A 2745-nucleotide genomic window follows, 5' to 3' on the forward strand; every position below is an offset into this window, starting at 1 on the left:
GTGACGACCACGACTACTCGCACGACCGCCGCGCCCGCCCGAACCCGAAGCGCAAGGGCGACTTCGACGAGTCCGAGGACTGATGAGTACTGTGCCCCGACCGGTTCGCCGACGGCCTTGCGGCGACATGGACGCCTGCCGGACCAGTTGACCCTTTCCGGCATGGGGAGATCTGGGTCAATATAGCCACATGCGACTGTTGATCCTGCTCGCTCCTCTTTTGCTGCTCGTGGCCTGGGCACCGGGCCTCTGGGTACGCCACATCATGCGGAAATACCACCAGCCCCCGGATCGCTACGCGGGCAATGGCGCCGAGCTGGCGCGCGATATCCTGGATCGGCACGGACTGCACAAGGTCAGGATCGAGACCACCAAGGACGGGGATCATTTCGACCCGGAATCCTGCACCATCCGCCTGTCGCCCGAGAACCACGATGGCCACTCGCTCACGGCCGTCACCGTCGCCGCTCACGAAGTCGGCCACGCCTTGCAGCATGCCGAGGGCTACGCCCCGCTCCGAATGCGCAGCTACCTGGTTTGCGTCGCGGGGTATGGTCAGCAGATCGGCGCCTGGCTGCTGGTCGCCATCCCCTTCGTCACGATTATCGCCCGTCACCCGGCGCCCGCGATCCTGTTCCTGCTGGCCGGGGTGCTCTCCATGGGACTCGCCGCGCTGGTCCACTTCATCACGTTGCCCACCGAGTTCGACGCCAGCTTCCGCCGTGCGATGCCCATACTGCGCGACGGAAAGTACCTGCACCCGCCCGACTATCCCCATGCGGAGCGGATCCTGAAGGCCGCCGCCTATACCTACCTGTCGCAATCGCTGTTGAGCCTGCTGAACATCGCCAGGTGGTTCCGGTACCTGCGCCGATGAACGGGCCCGGCCCGACGCCATGCCCGTTGTGCGGGGCATCCAGCCGACCGTTTCATCATCGCGGGATCGGCGACGCCTCGCCCGGCGACTATCGTCGCTGCCCGGCGTGCCACGTGATCGCGCTCGAACGCGGCGCCTGGCCCCGGCGCGATGCGGAGCGAACCTACTATCGTACGCACGAAAACCGGCCGGATGATCCCGGCTACCGGCAACACCTGCAGCGCCTGATCACGCCACTGCTCGCGGCGTTACCGCCCCCGGCCCATGGACTCGACTGGGGTTGCGGCCCACAGCCCGTTCTGGCGGACCTGCTGCGCCAGCAGGGCTACACCATGGGCATCTGGGACCCGGCCTTTGCCCCGGAAACGGCCCGCGCACCCGACGGCGGCTGGGACTTCGTCACCTGTACCGAGGTGCTGGAACACCTGCACGCCCCGATGAGATCGTTGCGGACCATGCTGGATGCCCTGCGCCCTGGCGGGCTTCTCGCCGTGATGACCGAATGGCTACCCGAAGCGGCCCGGTTCCGCCGCTGGCATTACCGCCGCGACCCCACCCATGTCGCCTTTTACGGACCGGCGAGCCTGCACTGGATCGCCGAACGGCTGGACTGCGCCCTCGCCCTGCCCGAACGCGACGTCGCCCTGTTCACGCGGACGGAGGATCGGCCGCGATGATCGACCGCCTGCGCGCCTGGCGCCCGGACTGGTTCGGACCGCCCGCGGCGCGGCTGCAGGCGATCCATGTCTGCACCGCCGCGGGCGACCCCATGGAATCCGTGGACGCGATCGAAGCCATCGCGGGGAGCGGACTGCGCGGGGATCGCTACGCCACGAACCGCGGGCACTGGCATGCGGTGGAGAGTTGCCCGGTGACCCTGATTACCGTCCCCGAACTGCAACGGGCGTCACAGCGTCGTGGTGGCCCCATCGAACCCGGGGAACACCGCCGCAATCTCGTGGTCTCCGGCTGGTACCGCATGCCGCGCCAGAGTGGCTTCCTCTTCATCGAGGACGCCGTCCTGAAGATCGGACGACCCCGCCCGCCCTGTGGGTATCTCAACCAGTTAACGGGTGACAACCTCGCACGGGCCCTTGGACTCGACAGCGGCATTTGCCTTGACGTGGTGCGCTCCGGGACGCTAAGAACCGGCGCCCGGGTCACCTGGCACGCGCGCGCTCCAGCATGAGCGCGCGACGCTTGTTAAGCTGGGGTTAAGTGCGATTGTCTACTCTATGCATCTACTCACAAGGAGAAATTCTATGAAGATTCGTTCCCAGTCCCTCGCCGGACTGATCGCCGCTGCCGCGCTCGCGCTGGCCAGCCCGCTCGTCATGGCCCAGGGCATGGGCCAGCAGGAGCAGCAGGGCCAGGGCGGCATGGGTATGCAGGGTGGCCAGGGCGGCAACCCGCAGATGGAAATGCAACAACTTCAGCAGACCCTGTCCGAGACCCAGCAGCAGGCCATCGAGAACAACCCGCAGCTGGAACAGCAGGGCGAAGAACTGGAAAACCTGGTTCTGGACAAGATGGAATCCGCCGGCTACGAGCCACGCCGTGACCTGGAGACCCTGGAGTCCGCCGAAGAGCAGCTGCGCGACGAGGACCTGAGCGCGGAGGAGCGCCAGGAAGTCATCCAGTCCGAGGACGTGCAGCAGGCGCAAATGAACCTGCAGGAGGCCCAGCAGTCCGTCGCGGAGGACGAGGAGATCCTGGAAGCCCAGGAATCCCTGCGTGAAGAGCTGATGTCCGCCATGCGCGACGAGAACGCCGACATCGACGACGTGATCGAGCGCATGCAGACCCTGCAGCAGCAGATGCAACAGCAACAGCAACAACAGCAGCCGCAACAAGGCGGCGAAGGCGGC

Annotated in this window: 4 protein-coding genes; all 4 read left to right on the forward strand. The window is 66.6% G+C overall.

The window, feature by feature from the left end:
• The first annotated feature begins 190 nt into the window (after window positions 1–190).
• On the forward strand, window positions 191–877 hold the full coding sequence (locus ACESLR_RS10490; protein ID WP_373023909.1) for a zinc metallopeptidase: 687 nt from the start codon (window positions 191–193) through the stop codon (window positions 875–877).
• A gap of 26 nt (window positions 878–903) precedes the next feature.
• Entirely contained in the window at window positions 904–1554 is a 651-nt protein-coding gene (locus ACESLR_RS10495; protein ID WP_373067324.1) for a class I SAM-dependent methyltransferase, read from the forward strand.
• Window positions 1551–2066, forward strand: a complete 516-nt coding sequence (locus tag ACESLR_RS10500) for an MOSC domain-containing protein (RefSeq protein ID WP_373023911.1) — start codon at window positions 1551–1553, stop codon at window positions 2064–2066. The genes ACESLR_RS10495 and ACESLR_RS10500 overlap by 4 nt, the downstream gene beginning before the upstream one ends.
• Before the next feature lie 73 nt (window positions 2067–2139).
• The coding region (locus ACESLR_RS10505; RefSeq protein ID WP_373067317.1) for a hypothetical protein at window positions 2140–2745 on the forward strand (606 nt) is incomplete at its 3' end.

The sequence above is a fragment of the Thioalkalivibrio sp. genome, from assembly GCF_041685615.1.
Classification (GTDB): domain Bacteria; phylum Pseudomonadota; class Gammaproteobacteria; order Ectothiorhodospirales; family Ectothiorhodospiraceae; genus Thioalkalivibrio.

Bases quoted from the DNA above. Each gene is read 5' to 3' on its own strand.
- ACESLR_RS10490 (WP_373023909.1), top strand. From the start codon at position 191: ATGCGACTGTTGATCCTGCTCGCTCCTCTTTTGCTGCTCGTGGCCTGG.
- ACESLR_RS10500 (WP_373023911.1), top strand. From the start codon at position 1,551: ATGATCGACCGCCTGCGCGCCTGGCGCCCGGACTGGTTCGGACCGCCC.